Origin of the sequence: Mycolicibacterium palauense, assembly GCF_002592005.1 — a bacterium.
Lineage (GTDB): Bacteria > Actinomycetota > Actinomycetes > Mycobacteriales > Mycobacteriaceae > Mycobacterium > Mycobacterium palauense.
In genome coordinates, this window is the sequence record NZ_NVQF01000007.1 from 27424 (window position 1) to 41972 (window position 14549).

The following is a 14549-nucleotide window of genomic DNA, read 5'->3' on the forward strand; positions in this document are numbered from 1 at the left end:
CTCGGGTAGGCCGGTGATTTTCGAGACTAGCGGCGCGGGCCGCCGTACCCCGTTTCACCCAGCACGGCACAATAGTCGCCATGACGCGGATGGGCGATCTTCTGGGACCAGACCCGGTGCTGCTGCCGGGCGACCCCGAGGCCGAGGACGAACTGGACGCCGGACACACCCCCGCGGCGGTCGCCGCGGCGCACCCGTCGGCCTCGGTCGCCTGGGCGACGCTGGCCGAGGGTGCCCTGGACGACGACAAGGCGGTGACCGCCTACGCCTACGCCCGCACCGGCTATCACCGCGGCCTGGACCAGCTGCGTCGCAACGGCTGGAAGGGGTTCGGGCCGGTGCCCTACGCCCACGAACCCAACCGCGGTTTCCTGCGCTGCGTCGCGGCACTGGCGCGGGCCGCCGACACGATCGGCGAGACCGAGGAGTACGCCCGGTGTCTGGACCTGCTCGACGACTGCGACCCCGCCGCGCGGACCGAGCTGGGCCTGTCCTAGGTGGCCTGGAGGCTGGTCTCGAGGCCGGTCTTGCGGCCGGTCCCGGCGGGGCCGGCCTTCACCAGGTGGGTGGGTTGTCGCAATGGCCCTCGGGTGGCTCCACCTGGACGGTGGCGTGCTCGAGGCCGCGCGCGGCCAGCACCGCGCGCGCGTCGTTGAGAACCCGAGTGGCGTCGTCGCAGCTGGTCAGGTGCGCGGTGGCCATGTCCTTGCCCGGCACCAGCGTCCACACGTGCAGGTCGTGCACGCCGGTCACGCCGTCGACCGCGGCCAGCGCCGACCGCAGCTCCTCGACGTCGATGTGGTCCGGCGACGATTCGGACAGGATCCGCAGGGCCTGGCGGGCCAGGCCGATCGCGCGGGGCAGCACCCACAGCGCCACCAGCACGGCCACCACGACGTCGGCGTAGGGCCAGCCGGTGGTCACGGTGACGATGCCGGCGACCAGCACACCGACGCTGCCGACGGTGTCGGCGACGACCTCCATGTAGGCGCCCTTGACCGCGAGGCTCGTGTGCGAGTCCGACCGCAGCAGCAGGACCACGACGGCGTTGGCCAGCAGCCCCGCCAGCGCGACGACGATCAGCGGCACGCCGGGCACGTCGGGGGCGTCGCCGATCCGTTCGACGGCCTCGTAGAGGATGAACCCGGCCACCCCGAGCAGCAGCGCGGCGTTGGCGACCGCGGTGAACACCTCCGCGCGGTGCCAACCGTAGGTGCGCGTCTCCGAGGCCGGGCCGTGCCGGGCCAGCAGGACCGCGGTGAGCCCCATGAACATCGCGACGAGGTCGGTCAGCATGTGCCCGGCGTCGGCGAGCAGCGCGATGGAGTTGATCAGCAACGCGGTGGTCAGCTCGAGGATGAAGAACGCCGTCAACACGCCCGCCGCGATGAGCATGCGGCTCACCCGGGTATCGCCGTGGCTGTGATCGTGTCCCGCACCCATGCCGAGCAATATATGCGGATTTCTGCATATATTGCAAGGGTCCTCGGGTCTCAGACCCAGGCGGACCAGAAACGGGTCAGCTGGCCGCCGACCGAGGCCAGGTAGGGCGGCACCCCGGAGAGCCCGAACGCGCCGTAGACGAGGTCGAAGAACCACGCGTTGAGCGGCGGGGCCACCAGCAGGATGAAGACCAGGAAGAATCTGCTGTGACGGTTTGGACACTCTTCCCACCTACTGGGTAGGTAGGCATGAGCGCGGGTGTCAGCCTGCGCTTTTGCGTGCCTACACGAGGCACGACAGGGAAGGGAACGACAATGCGCATTCACAGCAACGTCTTGACTGAGCAGCACTTTTACGAGGCGGCCATCGCTGCCGGTGTGACAGTCGTTGGCGTCCACCGACACGGGTCTAGGTCACGGGAACGTGCCTATGACTTCGGCATATCCGGCAGTGGGCGCAGTGGCGGCCAGTGGGGGCATCGGGACTACAAGTCCGCAACGTGGGATGAGTGGGGCATCTTTCTCGCACATCTGTTCGAAGTGGACCAAGATGCCCACACGGGCAAGCATGGCTATCTGTCGGCGGATCATTTCCACTGGGTGACAGGGGACCGATTCCGCTACCTCACGCCAGATGGGCAGCACAAGCGTCACAACTGGCTCTCGGGAGACCATCGCGGCACGTCTGCGACCGGTTCCTACTGGGTCCAGTCGTGCGCCTGCGGTGCGATTCAACGATCGGTAAAGCACGGCCATAGCTGGGCTGAGATTGCAGCCTAACCGGGCAGGGTGAGCAGTAGTTAGCATTCCTAACTATTGCTCGCCTGGTGCGGTTAGACACCAACCATGGGAAGGGGATAGCGATGCGTTACCTACTGACAACCAAGCTGTACGACGAAGACATCGTCACTAGCGAGTTCGACACGCGCGACGCGCTACTGGGTGAGCTAATGCAACTCAGCCGGGAGTGCCGTTGGTACTTCGACACCGCCGACCTAGACCCGGTTACGGGGACGTTCTTCGGTGGCATCTACCAACCGCGCACCGGTAAGGCCATTGGGATGTACAGCTACCGGGTGCACATGACGGAGTCCGACCGATTGCCGTCTGGTGCCGACATTCTGGGCTGATCAGGCAGGGGAGGTTACAGGGGTAACTCTGTAACCTCCCTGGTGTGATTAGACACACGAACCTCCCCGAGCTTTCGACTTGGGGAGGGGGAAGGAGACAAACCGATGATGACCCTAGAGGTAATCGGTTTGGTTCTCGCACTACCGCCGGCCATCTGGGCAACTTTCGAGCTGCTCAACCGTCGGAAGTAGTTGCGAGGCCCTGGTCACGGTTGTTACCGCAGCCGTGGCCAGGCTCCGACCCTCAATATACACGGGAAGGGTAGAACAATGGCAATCAACACTGAGGGCCCTTGGGTTGACGTTGTGTTCCTGCAGGGCGACGACTACGACGAAATTGCAGACATGGGCATCGATGAGATGGCCGCACACATGGCTCAATGGGATGACGGACAGGAAACCGATTACGCGCACACCCGCGAGGTTGCGTCGTGGGGATCTGATGACCGGCTTTACGAGGTCAACGTAGACGGCATCGATTACGTGATGTCCGCTAACTACGGTTTGGGCTACGCATCACTGAATCGCCGCCCGCTGGGTTAAGTCAACGGTAGGCACACAAACATGGGTGTTGTGTGCCTATAGATGGACTTAAACCATCAACAGGGAAGGGATGAAACAATGGAGTACACAATCGGTGACGCGGCGGTGACTGTCGAACATGAAGGGTCGGACTTTGACCCTGATTTTCGCGCCTACCGTCAGCGATACACATACACCATTACCACACCCGAATGGCAGTATGTCGACAACGATATTCGTTCGGGCTGCGATGCTGAGGTGGATGTGGCCGATGCATCACGCACACTATTCTCGTTTCTCAGTGCATGCGCTGAGTCTCGCAGCTACGGGGGCGGCGAGAACTATGACTTGTTCCCCGAACATGTTGGGGGATGGGCGGAAGAGAACAGCGACGAACTGTCGATGCTGTCGATTGATCCGGCGGAACTCGATTAGATAGGGAGGGGATTACTTAGTTTCTCGCAGATGTATAGCGAACCTAGGTAATCCCTGCTGTACCTAATCAGGAAACATGGGAAGGGACTGGACAAAAATGGATCCGAACGTAGCACTTGCTGAGGCATTAGCCGGAAACAGCCAAGCTGTCAAGGATTACAACGCGTGGATTCAGCGCGGAGGGTTCGCGTCGCGCGTGTCAATTGACCCCGAAACTGATCTATTCATGCGCGGCGTTAAATACGCTGAGGTCCGATGGATCGGACGCAAGTATGTGACCTTGACCGAAGAAACGGTTCGCGGTCGCTACACTGGCAAGCTTTCCAGGGATCGGGTTACTCCAATTGGCAACTAGACAGGGAGGATGGCACGCGAGCATCGTTGTTCGCGTGCCGTCTGCTGTGTCTAGCAGCGCATACACGGGATCGGGTGGGTTACCGCTCGGGTCGTGAGATCAATGCACTAGTGGACAGGCTGGCTATGTCTGGCCTGAGGTGGCGCAAGGTCTAAGCGCCGCGCACTACATGCGGAGTCTTGGGCCGGCGAGCGACACGTCGTCCCAGCTGCGGTAGTCGAACTCGATAAGTCTGGGAGGGTGTACGCCTAATGGTGTGCGTGGAGTGTTACTCAGCCGAAGCTGCTCCCGGTGATGACTTGTGTGACTTGTGTAAAGAGATCCGCGAGCGTGAGGCACGCGAAGATCTAGAGGAACTGAGACAACGAGTGTGAGTAGGGAGGGTGAGTCACAGACTTGTGCTGTGACTTGCCTGCTGTACTCACAGCAACACACACGGGAAGGGAAGTCACCATGATTGTTTGGCTAGTGGCTATCAATCATCACGCAAGCGGGTTGAACGCTACAGCGCACAGGACTCAGGTCGACGCGTTCGCGTATCTTCGCCAGCTCTATGCGGTGCCTGATTATCTGGCATTGCAGGATGTATTGGGCTGGATCGGCGCGAATAGCGACGATGATGTCCTGGTCGACTATGACGAGATCACCTGAGCATGGAGGGGGTTGCACGGCTGTGGGTATGACCTGCATCCGCGCATCCCCTGCTGTCAGCTCAGGCAGCACACACGCGGGAAGGGACGAACATGAACGTAGACATTCGGGAACCGAAGTCCACCACAGCACCTACACACGGAGAAGAGCCCATCGGCCTGCATGGTCGGTGAGCTCTTTGCTGTCGGTAGGCAGCGCACACGGGAAGGGGTTAACCATGGAACATGACGAGGATCCGGAAACTTACGAAGTTACTCCGGAGATCATGGCAGCCATAGACGTTCTGGCGAACACTCAGAGGTGGTCCGTCAAGGATAACGTGACGGGCGATTGGTACTGATCAGATCGGTGCCATGCAACCGACGAAAAAGGTCAAACACACTGGAAGGGAACGGCAAATGGACATTCCTCATGACATACCACAACAAATCGAGATAGTGAAGCTGGCCAAAGCTGGCGACGACGCGGCGATCGAAGCGATCAACGCACTCCCCGATGGGTCTTGGATGCGTAACGCGCTCGCTGACCCGGGATGGCCAGAGTCACCACGCAGGTACCCAACCTACGCGTGATGACGAAATGCACTGGTGAGTAGGCAGGGGACACAGCGGGGGTAACTCGTTGTGTGCCTGGTGTGCTCACACCTAGGGTGAGAGTCGACTTATGGGCGCCAAGTGGCTTGCAGTGACTCACTGTGCGCGGCAACCCCTTCCCCCGCTTGCGGCGGTGGGTTATTCGCCACCTGGCACCTTTATGTCGACTCTGACTCTGTTAATAGTGGGAAGGGGTCAGGGAATGTTTATCAGGAATTTCGCACGTCACGGCGGCCACGAGTTTGTCCGCTCGGGTAAACGGTGGCCGTACGCCATAATCATGACCATAAAAGACTCGAGTACGGGCGAGCTGGGCGCAACAGTGCAGTGGGCTAGCACACTCGAACGTGCAGAGAGGCAGTACAACGCCGACATGTCACGATGGACCCGGGTTCGCAACGGTGAGTCATTGCGCGGCTTGTACTCGACGGCCTTCTATCAGAGCGTGACCGACATTGTGATTGTCGGAACAACTACTGAGTAGGCAGGGTGCACAGCAGTTCTTCGGACCTGTTGTGCGCCTGGTGGATTCACGACCATCAACACTAGGAAAGGGAGAACATTGGACAAGAAACAGAAGGTGACCGACAAGGTTGCCAAACTGCTACGCCAAGCCGAGGACGTGGCCGGGACACCCGAAGAGTCGGTGTTCCAAGCCAAAGCGTTCGAACTGCTGGCGAAGTACGGGTTGGACATGGCGCAGGTGGACGCCAAGCGCGCGAACCTAGACATCTCCGATATGCCTGACGCGATCCAGTGGGCCGCAAACCTCACCGGCACATACCAGTCCGCGCAACTGCTGCTGCTGAACGGAATCGCAAGAGCTCTGCACTGCCGGTGCGTCTGCACCCGCACTAACAGTTCGTACGTGGTGAACGTCTTCGGGATGGAACGGCACATCGAGCGTGTGAAGTTCCTGTGGGGCATCCTGCAGCCGCAGATGATGCGACAGGTCAAGTTGGCACACCCCGGATACTACGGTGGCGGTGTCAAGTCCTATCGGCGGGCATGGATTGCCGGGTTCGCCAACACGATCGGTCAACGCGTGCGGGAACAGGAAGACAAGGCTGTGACCGCGGCCGGTGCCCTCGTGCTCTACAAGGGGGACTCGCAGCGCGCCGAGGCTGCACTTCAGAAGGCATTCCCTGAGGCTCGCGACAAGCGGCAGTCGAACTACAACCGCAGTGGTTGGGAGGCCGGCGCCGCCGCTGGACGGAGCGCGCAATTCAATCGGGCTATCGCTTAAAGGGGGTGTGTTCCATGTGGTTCTGGATTCTGTTGGGGATCGTGTTCGCCTGCTGGCAGGTGCTCGGTCCCAAGCTCTAGACCCCGCGAGGTAGGAGAGCCCGTCAGTCGAGTACTGGCGGGCTTTCTGGTCTCTCGGGACCGTTTCACCAGGTCACGGGGTGAAACAGGTACGGACATAGATTCACAAAGCGAAGGGAGAACGATGTCACTACATGTAGACGGGCCGAGCTGGGCGCACTGCGACCGATGCGGCTACTACCACAACGAGTCCATCGACTGCACGTATGACCCGTTCGATGACATGTGGGAGTGCGTCGGGTGTGAGGCCCTGATCTCTCGGGGCGATTGGTGCGAGGACTGCGCTGGCATGGAGTCATTCGCTCACTACCTACAGGAGACAGGGAGGGCATACCAGTGAAGGTTGAGTTGACCGCCGAGGAAGCTGGCGTGGTGCAGTATGCGCTCGAAACGCAGGCCGTCCGGTACAGCTATGACCCGTACTACAAGGCGCAGCGGTCACTTGGGCGTATCTGCGAGACGGTGGCTGCCCGGATAGCTGAGGCGTCATGAGGTACGCGTGGGCGTTGTATGCGTCACTGCCGGCATGGATTGCGGTCCTCACGTATCTGGTGGCTTCATGAGTAGTGGCGATCTGGAGGTGTGCGAATCAAACCGCCTCCTCTGGCAGATCAAGGCTATCGGGGCCAGGGCGCGCGGCGACTTCGAGGAGGAGTCCGCGGCGCTGCAGGCACTTCGCATTCTCGACACCACCTGTCCTCGCTGTACTGAGAGGCCGTCACTGGTCTACGACGGCGAGACTGGCCAAAGGCTGCCAGTTTGCAATGGGCCCAACGGTTGTGGGTACGGGACATGAACACGAAGCGCAGGTGTAAGCCGGAGACCGATGACCGCATATACGAGTTCCACATTCCTGGGCGTACGACCCTTATCCCAGGGACCGAGGTATCCATTCAGGGCAAGCGTGGTCGGTACCGATTCCGCTACGCACGCAAGACATCCCAGGGCAAGGATGAACTCACCTTCGTTGGCGGGCGGCTCGACGGCCAGGGGGAGAAGTTTGTGTCCGTCTACCCCGAGCGGGTGGCGCGGGTGCACCGAACCGGCAAGACGTTAGTGAGCATCACGAAAGAGAAGTCCGGCAAATGAGACTTGCCAGGGGAGGACAATGAACGGACCCCGCAACCCGCGGTCAAACGAGAACCACCTCCCCGGCACCAAACTTCCGATAGGCGGGACAGACCATGCCCCCCGCACACTTCGCGGTCGACACTACCGCCCTCGCCTACCGGAACAACCACGAAAACAGAAGGGATCAAACAAATGTCACTGTCCACACTGATCAATCAGGTAATCGAAGAGCACCCCCTGTCGAACCCGTGGGATGTGGCCGAGATGGTCGCGAAGCTCACCCCCGACGATGACGCCCGCGCGTTCTACGTCGAAGCACTGGTGCCCAGTGTGCGAATCGCGCTGGCCAACAAGCGAAACGCGGCGATCAGTGCGACGCGGCGAACACAGTCCGGATCGCGGCGTCCACAGTCGAGCAAGGTCGACCGGGTGCGTGACGCATGGCAGGCGGCACTTAACGCCCTGGTGGCTGTCGGTAGCAATGAGTGGAAGCCGCTACGGGAGTGCACCGCCGAAGATCTGCGGGTTGTTATCGATGGGCGGATGCGCCATATCGAGTCGGTGCGCAGTCAGGTGTCGTATTACGAACGCTTGGTTGATGCGCTGATGGATCAGGATGTGTCGACGGTGGGTGAGCTGTCGGGCCCGGTTTCATGAGACTTGCCGAGCTGGGACAATCACCAACCACCGCAGTTTGCAGCTGCGGCCATGTGGCGCGCACCCGGCTCGGCACCAAACTTGCACACAGCGGGCCAGCACCACAGCCTCGCCATTGCGCGAACAATGTGACGGCACCCGCTGTGTGCACCAACTTGCCAAGAGTGATGACAGAAGACCTCCACCGCAATTATGCGGTCAACTGGGCTTGCCCATCACTCTTGGCGTCAACTCACGAAACTGGAAGGGAACCAACAATGTCCGCACTACTCGCAGACCCGACACTCGCCCTCGCCGCAGAAGTGGTGGACGACCTCGAACGGGTACGCATCGCCAACGAGAACCGACTCCGCTCACTCACCGACCCTGAAATCTACGGGCTCACCATCCAACACCCAGACGTGCTCGCACTCACCGGACTGGTGGAACAACTCAAGGATTCCGAGAAACAAGCCACCAAACACCTAGAGAAGGTGATGGCCCGACACCCACTCGGCACATGGGTGAAAGGTGCTACGGGAGTGGGTTATAAGCAGGCTGCCAGACTCCTCGCGGCACTGGGCGACCCATACTGGAATGACCTGTATGACAGGCCGCGAACATTCGATGAACTGTGCGCATTCAGCGGGCTTTCCATCAAGTCCGGCAAAGCGGTGCACAGATCTCGTGGGGTGCAGAGTAATTGGAACCCAGACGCCAGGATGCGGTTGTGGCTGGTCGCGCAGTCGTGCATCAAAACCAAGGGCGAGTATCGACAGGTGTACGACGCGGGCCGGGAGCGATACGCGGACGCTGTCCACGTTGTGGAATGCCAACGGTGTGGTCCGAAAGGTAAACCTGCGCAGCCCGGTTCGCCGCTGTCGGCGGGGCATCAGCACGCCCGTGCGACGCGTCTGATCGTCAAAGCGGTGCTGAAAGATCTTTGGCAGGCAAGCCGTGCATGCCATGCAACCGCACAACCACAAAAGGAAGGTAAGTAGCTCGTGGCTCAGTCCCTCATCACCCACACCGGGGTCAGCGTGTCCATGCTCAAGGAACGCATCGCCGACCTCACGCACGAACTCGAGGTCGCGCAGGAGGAATACGAGAACGCGCAACCAGTCGAGCCGCAGTCCATCGGGAGCGTCATCCGGTTCACCAACTGGAACGGCTACCTGTACGCCGCGATCAAGCTCGACAAGGGCTGGTACGTCACACAGGACGGCTCGCGTTCCGCGCGACAGGGCATCAAGCCGATGACGTGGGAGAAGCTGCTGGAGTGGGTCGGTGTCCGCAACTGGGAAGACATGGAGGTTCTGTCGTGAACCTTCACGACCTCGCGAAGCCGGTGACTCCACCCAAGGTGATCAACCCGTTCGCCGGCAGGTGGACACCGGCCCCCAAGGGTGTCACTCCGGGCGCTGTGCGGCTTTCTGAGGAAGCTGCAGCCGAGTACCTTGGCCTCACCCGCATCGCACTCTCGACGCGGCGCAGGAGGGGAACTGGGCCCACCTACTACATGCACATGGGCCGCATAGCCTACGACATCGCCGTCCTCGACGCATACAAGGGGATGGGACAGTGACGGCCTGCCCGACACCAAATAAAGTGCGGTACGCACACAAGGGGGAGGCGTTGCGGGAGATGCGGAGGATTCGCAGCCGAATCAAGCGCACAAAGAAGGCCCGCTACACCCCACTGGTCCCCTACAAGTGTGCGTGCGGCTCCGTCCACCTCACCTCGAACGTGGTCAGCTGCGATGGTTGACGCGTGGACACATCTGGTGGATAGGGACTGACGAAAACCCCGGCAACCTGATAATTAGGGGCCGGGGTTTTCCTCTGTCTCCAGAATATTAGATAGGCTAGCAATCCATTAGGAGTGTGAACACGTCAACATTGCCTGGTGTACGATCGGACACCATGAAGACCGCCATGTACCTCCGCATCTCCGACATCAAGGTGGCGGGTGACACGCTCGGTGTTGAACGGCAGCGGGAAGACCTAATCAAACTGTGCGAGTCGAAGGGCTGGGACTGGGTCGAATACGTCGACAACGACAAGTCAGCCAGCAAGGGTGTGCGGCCGGCGTACCAGCGCATGCTCCGCGATATCAAAGCGGACAAGATAGGTGGCGTAGTCGTCTGGGATCTTGACCGCCTGTACCGCCAGCCGCGCGAGCTGGAAGATCTCATCGACCTTGCCGACGAGAAGCGACTGAACCTTGCCAGCGTGGACAAGGAGGTCGACCTTGCCACCGACAACGGCCGACTCTACGCCCGCATCAAGGGTGCAGTGGCTCGCAGCGAAGTTGAACGCAAGAGTGCGCGACAGGTCCGCGCATTCGAGCAGCTCGCAGGATCCGGCAAGGGCTGGGGCCCAAGGGCATTCGGATACACCGAGGATCACGACAACCCGGGGATAGTGCCAGCAGAGGCTGACGCTGTGCAGCACGCCTACGCAGACGTACTCGCCGGGGTGTCACTGTATTCGATCGCCAGGCGGTGGAATGACGCGAAACTGTTCACGACGAAGAAGAACCGACCCTGGACCAGCGGCAATGTCGCGCGCGTACTGAAGAGTCCCCGCTACGCCGGCTACCGCACATACCGCGGTGAGATCGTCGGCCGTGGCGATTGGCCGATCCTGGTTCCAGAGGAGACGTGGCAAGCCGTCAAGGCGATACTGGAAACCCCCGGCAGGCAGTTCAAGGGCCCGCGGGTGCGGACAAGGCTTCTCGGTGGCATTCTGCACTGCGGCGTCTGCGGTGAGGGCTTGGCGACCGGTGTACGCCAACCGAATGTACCCATCTATCGGTGCAAAACTCCAGCGTGCCACAAGATCTCCCGGAAGGCAGAGCCGATCGAAGAGTTCGTGGAGTACGTCATGGTGGAGAAGTTGAAGACAGTCCTATGGGAGGGCGACAAAGGCAACAAAGAGAAAGCCGAGGCACTCACCCAGGAGTCGGTCGCGTTGCGGTCCAGGCTCGACGCTCTGGCTGTGGATTTCGCTGACGGTACGTTGACTGCCAGCCAGATCAAAACTGCGACGCTGAGGATCCAGGAGCGGCTTCATGAGGTCGAGGATGCGTTACGTGGCATGGCGTCGTCATACGTGATGGAAGACATCGCATGCGCAGACGATATTGACGCCGCGTGGGCCGCGCTGTCCATCGACCGCAAGCGTGCCGTCATCCAGACGTTATGCCGCTGCATCACAGTCAACCCGCTGGGCAAGGCCACGCCCAAGGCGCTCCACGGTGAGGGAGTCGTCTTCGACTGGCGTGAGGCCGATGAGTATGCCGATGCGGTCTAGCTGATCCTGCGACATCGCTGGCGACTCGGCGACGATAGCTTTCGCGCGGGCGATGGCTTCACTGCTCATCATAGTAATCCTGGACATCGGGAATCTTCGCGCCGACCTGAATCGCTCTGCGAGCGGCACCAATTGTCTTGTAGGAGCGCACACTTCGGTGCGAGTTGATGCTCATGTCAGTGTCCGACACGATCGCGCCGTCCCCCCGAACGGCGACGACCGTGAAGAACTCGGTTGCTAGCGTCATCCGCGATCGATGTCAGGGATGATCGACTCGGGCTTGAAGATCACCTTGTAGTGGTCGGTGGACACATCCGCACCTTCGAGCTGCTCCGCGACGTACGTCACGTTATCCGACAGGCCCAGGAAGTGCTTCCTGTACTCGTTGGGACCAGTCTTGCAGGTGACCTCGAGCTGCCCACCGGAATCGCTGATCGAACACAGGCCCTCAATGGTCAGCATGTACTCGTCGGTGATCCCGTTGTAGAACACGATCCGACGGTCGATCTTGAAGTTGTCGGCGTCCCTCGACAGGTTCTGCGACGCAACGTCCGCGTCGGTTGCACAGGCGGTGAGCCCAACGCCGGCAGCCACTGCCACGCCAGCCAGCACGGCCATCTTCTTCATCATCATCGGCATCTCCTTGTTGTTACTCAACTACTCTGCGGACATCTTTGAAATCATCGGTACGCCTTTTGGATCCGCTCAGTCACCCACGACATCGGCACTGGGTGAAGTTCATGTGCATCTACACCGACGTGGATCTGCATGCTGGCCGGCCCAAGACTCCATGACAGTGGGGTGACTGAATGGGTGTGTCCGTGGATGATCGGCATGCCCTCATCCCTTAGACGCCACTGTGCGTGGCGGTCCGTATCGGTGTGGTCACCCGTGTACGGAAAGTGGCTCAGCAGGGCACTCATGTGGCCTGGCGGGGCAAGCGGAATTCTGATGCGGGCCCCTGAGGCAACATACTCGAAAGCCTGCGAGTACTCGTCGGCCCACTTATGGGCGTCGCGATGCAGCGGATGTACACCGTCGTGGTTGCCGGCGATGAGGCGCTTCCGCCCGGGGCGAACCTTGAGCCATGAGAGGGCCGCACGCTGGCCGCCAGTGCTCCCGGATGAAATGTCACCCAACACCCACACAACGTCGTCCACACCGATTGTGTTGTCCCAGTTGTTCGCGAGCGCCCGGTCGTGGGCGTCGACCTGGGCACCAAGGTAACTCGGGAGGATCCAACCCTTGGTGCGGTAGTTGGCTACCTTCGCGTGACCGATGTGTAGGTCTGCAATGAACCAGACTTTACTCATGCCTTCTCGTCCAACTTCTTCATCGCGGTCGCGTATCCGAGAGTGATGGTTTCCGCGATCTGTTCGTTGGTGGCGCCTTCGTCCCACCGCACCACGATCCCCACCTTGACCGGAAACTCCTTGTGTGTCGCCTTGAAAGCTATCTGGTTGCTCATCTGTTGCACTCCTACCTGCGTGAATGTTGTTACGGCTCAGGGCAACTCTGGGTCGTAGGCTGCACCGCAGGTGAGGCACTGGCGGCGAGCCTTCGCGAGCGCCACCCGGCCGTCAATCTGAGCCTGGCGCGCCAACCGCTTCTGCTCCAGGATCTTTGGCCTCTGCTCACTGGCTTGGATCAACAGAGCAGAGATGCCCGCGACAACGATGAGCACAATGATGACTGTCGCGACGATCTCACCGGTACCAAACATCGGTGGAGGGCCGGGAGGTGTGCACTCACTGGTGTCGACGGTGAGTACGTCGTGCGATACACCTGACGACGAGATCTTCCCGCAGTCTGGGAGATTTATGATGACCTGGCTCACCAGCCAAACTCCCTTGGGACGTACACCTGATTCTGCGGGCGGATGAAATCCTCTTCGGCCGGCGGTTGATCAGACTCAGTGACTCGGACAAGCAGACGCCACCCGCGATGCTCAGACTGCGTCGCCTGGTGAATGTTCCACCAGTCCCACGTCATCCACTTACCCAGTGGGGCGCGCAGCTTCCGCAACGTGTGGCACTCGTTGACCTTCCGAGTCATCTCCGAGTACATCTGCTCGTCCTCATCGTGGTCGATCGGCAGATGCAGGAGCCCGTCGATGAACTCAGTCGCACAGTCCACACCGACATGCACAGTGTGATAGATCGGCCTGTACCCCTCGAAGTGCCTGGAAATCTGCAAGGGGAGAGATGGCTTCCCCCAATTCGCAGGGGTGACCGACGCGGCATCCACGCTGTAGCGGGGGACACCATCCGTGTGCCAGCCAGGGATCGCCGGCCACCAGCCTGGCATCAGCATCGACACTTTGGTGTCCACGAAGATGTGCTTGTGGTTTCCGACCAGTGGGGCAGACTCGAGGCATTGGCGAAGTGCTGGGCCACCGAACAGCATCGCGTTGCTCAGGCTTGCGCGGCGCATGTTCGGAGTAGCTTCGATCAAGTCATAGTTGACATTGACCTTCTCGCCGATAACGGCCGGGTTGCTGTTGAACCAGTAGTAGCTCATTGCGAGAGACCCTCCCCGGAGTAGGCGGTGTTGGTGTAGCGCAAAAAGCTTCTGCTTTCGTAACTGAAGAGCACTATTTGGCTCCGCGCTAGCCGCATCCACTCTTCGAGGAGTTTCTGTATGTGATGTTTGCCCATGTGAACGAACCTATCCCGCTACCTGTTTCACGCCTTAGCGCTCGTCGCCTGACCCCTGGATCACGCCGCGGTCCTTCCGGTCGTACAGCTTCGCCAAATTCCTGGACGCGATGGATTCCAGGCTCACGCCGAGCTGCGTGGCGAGCAAGGCCACATACCACAGGACATCACCGAGCTCGTCGGCGATCTTCGCGCGCGCAACGTCCCCGATGATCCCGTCGTCGTCGCGGAGGATCTTCTTCACCTTGCCGGCGACCTCACCACCCTCGCCAGCCAAACCCATTGCCACGTACGACAACCCGGTGTATGAGTCGGCGTCGCCAGCACCAGGGTAGATAGCGGTTCCGAATGCGCGCTTCTGATACTCATCCATGCTCACGGTTAAAATCCTCTTCATACACTTGCGGCAGAAGAAAT

23 protein-coding genes are annotated in these 14549 nt (G+C 60.6%); 14 read left to right on the forward strand and 9 right to left on the reverse strand.

The features are described from left to right. The first annotated feature begins 80 nt into the window (after positions 1–80). On the forward strand, positions 81–497 hold the full coding sequence (locus tag CSR00_RS04435; protein WP_176561902.1) for a DUF3151 domain-containing protein: 417 nt from the start codon (positions 81–83) through the stop codon (positions 495–497). Between the two features lie 58 nt (positions 498–555). Here the strand turns inward: CSR00_RS04435 and CSR00_RS04440 are convergent, their stop codons facing one another. After that, positions 556–1443 (reverse strand): cation diffusion facilitator family transporter, encoded by an 888-nt coding sequence (locus CSR00_RS04440; RefSeq protein ID WP_099021195.1) that lies wholly within the window; start codon positions 1441–1443, stop codon positions 556–558. 50 nt (positions 1444–1493) lie between these two features. Next, on the reverse strand, positions 1494–1619 hold the full coding sequence (locus CSR00_RS31525; RefSeq protein ID WP_281259670.1) for a hypothetical protein: 126 nt from the start codon (positions 1617–1619) through the stop codon (positions 1494–1496). Between the two features lie 138 nt (positions 1620–1757). Here CSR00_RS31525 and CSR00_RS30550 point away from each other — a divergent pair, with 138 nt between their 5' ends. The 13 genes from CSR00_RS30550 (at position 1758) to CSR00_RS04500 (ending at position 11475) form a co-directional block, all read left to right on the forward strand. After that, entirely contained in the window at positions 1758–2222 is a 465-nt protein-coding gene (locus tag CSR00_RS30550; protein WP_176561903.1) for a hypothetical protein, read from the forward strand. A gap of 83 nt (positions 2223–2305) precedes the next feature. Then, entirely contained in the window at positions 2306–2572 is a 267-nt protein-coding gene (locus CSR00_RS04450) for a hypothetical protein (RefSeq protein ID WP_099021196.1), read from the forward strand. 270 nt (positions 2573–2842) lie between these two features. Then, positions 2843–3115: a hypothetical protein gene (locus tag CSR00_RS04455; protein ID WP_141564264.1), complete on the forward strand. Its 273-nt coding sequence runs from the start codon at positions 2843–2845 to the stop codon at positions 3113–3115. A 78-nt stretch (positions 3116–3193) separates the two neighbouring features. Beyond that, positions 3194–3529: a hypothetical protein gene (locus CSR00_RS29995; protein WP_141564265.1), complete on the forward strand. Its 336-nt coding sequence runs from the start codon at positions 3194–3196 to the stop codon at positions 3527–3529. Between the two features lie 823 nt (positions 3530–4352). After that, positions 4353–4535 (forward strand): hypothetical protein, encoded by a 183-nt coding sequence (locus CSR00_RS04460; protein ID WP_099021198.1) that lies wholly within the window; start codon positions 4353–4355, stop codon positions 4533–4535. A gap of 1155 nt (positions 4536–5690) precedes the next feature. After that, positions 5691–6374, forward strand: a complete 684-nt coding sequence (locus CSR00_RS04465; protein ID WP_099021199.1) for a DUF2786 domain-containing protein — start codon at positions 5691–5693, stop codon at positions 6372–6374. A 416-nt stretch (positions 6375–6790) separates the two neighbouring features. Continuing rightward, positions 6791–6946 (forward strand): hypothetical protein, encoded by a 156-nt coding sequence (locus tag CSR00_RS30555; protein ID WP_176561904.1) that lies wholly within the window; start codon positions 6791–6793, stop codon positions 6944–6946. 300 nt (positions 6947–7246) lie between these two features. Next, positions 7247–7543, forward strand: coding sequence for a DUF7246 family protein (locus CSR00_RS04475; protein ID WP_218014417.1), 297 nt, complete (start codon positions 7247–7249; stop codon positions 7541–7543). A gap of 174 nt (positions 7544–7717) precedes the next feature. Then, complete coding sequence (locus CSR00_RS04480; protein ID WP_099021201.1) at positions 7718–8182, forward strand: hypothetical protein; 465 nt, start codon at positions 7718–7720, stop codon at positions 8180–8182. 257 nt (positions 8183–8439) lie between these two features. After that, on the forward strand, positions 8440–9162 hold the full coding sequence (gene tas / locus CSR00_RS04485; protein WP_099021202.1) for a TIGR-Tas system RNA-guided endonuclease: 723 nt from the start codon (positions 8440–8442) through the stop codon (positions 9160–9162). Positions 9163–9165: 3 nt separating this feature from the next. Continuing rightward, a complete protein-coding gene (locus tag CSR00_RS04490) occupies positions 9166–9486 on the forward strand; it encodes a hypothetical protein (RefSeq protein WP_099021203.1) in 321 nt (106 codons plus the stop codon). Further along, complete coding sequence (locus CSR00_RS04495) at positions 9483–9746, forward strand: hypothetical protein (RefSeq protein ID WP_099021204.1); 264 nt, start codon at positions 9483–9485, stop codon at positions 9744–9746. The genes CSR00_RS04490 and CSR00_RS04495 overlap by 4 nt, the downstream gene beginning before the upstream one ends. A gap of 337 nt (positions 9747–10083) precedes the next feature. Continuing rightward, the gene (locus tag CSR00_RS04500; protein ID WP_099021205.1) at positions 10084–11475 is read left to right on the forward strand and encodes a recombinase family protein; all 1392 of its coding nucleotides are present in this window, start codon (positions 10084–10086) and stop codon (positions 11473–11475) included. A gap of 58 nt (positions 11476–11533) precedes the next feature. Here CSR00_RS04500 and CSR00_RS04505 read toward each other — a convergent pair whose 3' ends face one another. The 7 genes from CSR00_RS04505 to CSR00_RS04530 all read right to left on the reverse strand — a co-directional run bounded on the left by CSR00_RS04505 (position 11534) and on the right by CSR00_RS04530 (position 14505). Beyond that, the gene (locus tag CSR00_RS04505; RefSeq protein ID WP_099021206.1) at positions 11534–11722 is read right to left on the reverse strand and encodes a hypothetical protein; all 189 of its coding nucleotides are present in this window, start codon (positions 11720–11722) and stop codon (positions 11534–11536) included. After that, positions 11719–12108 (reverse strand): beta-sandwich lipoprotein, encoded by a 390-nt coding sequence (locus tag CSR00_RS04510; RefSeq protein ID WP_245905835.1) that lies wholly within the window; start codon positions 12106–12108, stop codon positions 11719–11721. The genes CSR00_RS04505 and CSR00_RS04510 overlap by 4 nt, the downstream gene beginning before the upstream one ends. Positions 12109–12155: 47 nt before the next feature. Further along, the gene (locus tag CSR00_RS04515; RefSeq protein WP_099021207.1) at positions 12156–12788 is read right to left on the reverse strand and encodes a metallophosphoesterase family protein; all 633 of its coding nucleotides are present in this window, start codon (positions 12786–12788) and stop codon (positions 12156–12158) included. Beyond that, positions 12785–12943 (reverse strand): hypothetical protein, encoded by a 159-nt coding sequence (locus CSR00_RS30560; protein WP_176561905.1) that lies wholly within the window; start codon positions 12941–12943, stop codon positions 12785–12787. Before CSR00_RS30560 ends, CSR00_RS04515 begins: the two co-directional genes overlap by 4 nt. 36 nt (positions 12944–12979) lie before the next feature. Next, positions 12980–13312, reverse strand: a complete 333-nt coding sequence (locus CSR00_RS04520; protein WP_141564266.1) for a hypothetical protein — start codon at positions 13310–13312, stop codon at positions 12980–12982. Continuing rightward, a complete protein-coding gene (locus tag CSR00_RS04525; protein WP_099021209.1) occupies positions 13309–13995 on the reverse strand; it encodes a hypothetical protein in 687 nt (228 codons plus the stop codon). The genes CSR00_RS04520 and CSR00_RS04525 overlap by 4 nt, the downstream gene beginning before the upstream one ends. A 171-nt stretch (positions 13996–14166) precedes the next feature. Next, positions 14167–14505, reverse strand: coding sequence for a nucleoside triphosphate pyrophosphohydrolase family protein (locus CSR00_RS04530; protein ID WP_218014423.1), 339 nt, complete (start codon positions 14503–14505; stop codon positions 14167–14169). Positions 14506–14549 lie beyond the last annotated feature (44 nt).

Coding starts and splice junctions, on each gene's coding strand:
- CSR00_RS04480 (WP_099021201.1), top strand. CDS start 7,718: ATGTCACTGTCCACACTGATCAATCAGGTAATCGAAGAGCACCCCCTG.
- CSR00_RS29995 (WP_141564265.1), top strand. CDS start 3,194: ATGGAGTACACAATCGGTGACGCGGCGGTGACTGTCGAACATGAAGGG.
- tas (WP_099021202.1), top strand. CDS start 8,440: ATGTCCGCACTACTCGCAGACCCGACACTCGCCCTCGCCGCAGAAGTG.
- CSR00_RS04525 (WP_099021209.1), bottom strand. CDS start 13,995: ATGAGCTACTACTGGTTCAACAGCAACCCGGCCGTTATCGGCGAGAAG.
- CSR00_RS30560 (WP_176561905.1), bottom strand. CDS start 12,943: ATGAGCAACCAGATAGCTTTCAAGGCGACACACAAGGAGTTTCCGGTC.
- CSR00_RS04515 (WP_099021207.1), bottom strand. CDS start 12,788: ATGAGTAAAGTCTGGTTCATTGCAGACCTACACATCGGTCACGCGAAG.
- CSR00_RS04455 (WP_141564264.1), top strand. CDS start 2,843: ATGGCAATCAACACTGAGGGCCCTTGGGTTGACGTTGTGTTCCTGCAG.
- CSR00_RS04450 (WP_099021196.1), top strand. CDS start 2,306: ATGCGTTACCTACTGACAACCAAGCTGTACGACGAAGACATCGTCACT.
- CSR00_RS04440 (WP_099021195.1), bottom strand. CDS start 1,443: ATGGGTGCGGGACACGATCACAGCCACGGCGATACCCGGGTGAGCCGC.
- CSR00_RS04530 (WP_218014423.1), bottom strand. CDS start 14,505: ATGGATGAGTATCAGAAGCGCGCATTCGGAACCGCTATCTACCCTGGT.
- CSR00_RS04435 (WP_176561902.1), top strand. CDS start 81: ATGACGCGGATGGGCGATCTTCTGGGACCAGACCCGGTGCTGCTGCCG.
- CSR00_RS30550 (WP_176561903.1), top strand. CDS start 1,758: ATGCGCATTCACAGCAACGTCTTGACTGAGCAGCACTTTTACGAGGCG.
- CSR00_RS04510 (WP_245905835.1), bottom strand. CDS start 12,108: ATGATGATGAAGAAGATGGCCGTGCTGGCTGGCGTGGCAGTGGCTGCC.
- CSR00_RS04475 (WP_218014417.1), top strand. CDS start 7,247: ATGAACACGAAGCGCAGGTGTAAGCCGGAGACCGATGACCGCATATAC.
- CSR00_RS04500 (WP_099021205.1), top strand. CDS start 10,084: ATGAAGACCGCCATGTACCTCCGCATCTCCGACATCAAGGTGGCGGGT.
- CSR00_RS04505 (WP_099021206.1), bottom strand. CDS start 11,722: ATGACGCTAGCAACCGAGTTCTTCACGGTCGTCGCCGTTCGGGGGGAC.